The organism is Roseateles sp. P5_B10 (assembly GCF_056400485.1).
The window spans coordinates 1-759 of sequence record NZ_JBFULE010001425.1 but is presented as its reverse complement, the minus strand read 5'-3'; the positions used below and the strand labels follow the sequence as shown (position 1 = coordinate 759).

Genomic DNA, 759 nt, shown 5'->3' with positions numbered 1-759 from the left:
CCTTGTCGACCTGGCCCTGCGTCACCTCGATGTAGAAGCCATGCACGCGGTTGAACTGCACGCGCAGGTTGGCGATGCCAGTGCGGGCGCGCTCGCGGGTTTCGAGGTCGAGAAGGAAGCCGTCGCAGTTCTGCTGGATGCCGCGCAGCTCGTCAAGGTCGGCGTCGAAGCCGTCGGCGATGACACCGCCGTCGCGCGTCAGGATGGCCGGCTCCAGCGCGATGGCGCGCTCCAGCAGCTCCTGGATGTCGGCCGGCGGGTTCAGGCTGGCGTCGCGCAATGCCGCGGGTGTCACAGCGCGCAGTTGCGGCAGCACCTGAAGCGTCGCGCGCAAGCCGGTCAGCTCGCGCGGGCGCACCTGGCGCAGCGCGATGCGGGCAGCGATGCGCTCGACGTCGCTGACCGATTTCAGCGCTTCGCGCAGGGGCTCGAAGCCTTCGTCGTGCAGGGCGGCGATGGCGTCGTGGCGCGAGACGGCTTCCGCCCGGTCACGCTTGGGATGCAGCAGCCACTGGCGCAGCGTGCGGCTGCCCATGCCGCTCTTGCAGGTGTCCAGCAGCGAGAAGAGGGTGGGACTCGGCTCGCCGCGCAGCGTCTGCGTCAGCTCCAGGTTGCGCTGGGTGGCGGGCGGCAGGTCCAGCAGCTCGCCGCTGCGCTGCACGCGCAGGGAGCGCACGTGGGCGAGAGCCCGGCCCTGGGTGTGTTCGGCAAACGCCAGCAAAGCGCTGCCGGCCGCGTGAGCCAGCGTCAGCTCATGTG

The 759-nt window shown here is 70.8% G+C and carries 1 pseudogene; it reads right to left on the bottom strand.

Annotation, left to right across the window (positions count from 1 at the left end):
• Positions 1-759, bottom strand: a pseudogene (locus AC1DU6_RS33760) (DNA mismatch repair protein MutS); the annotation flags it as partial.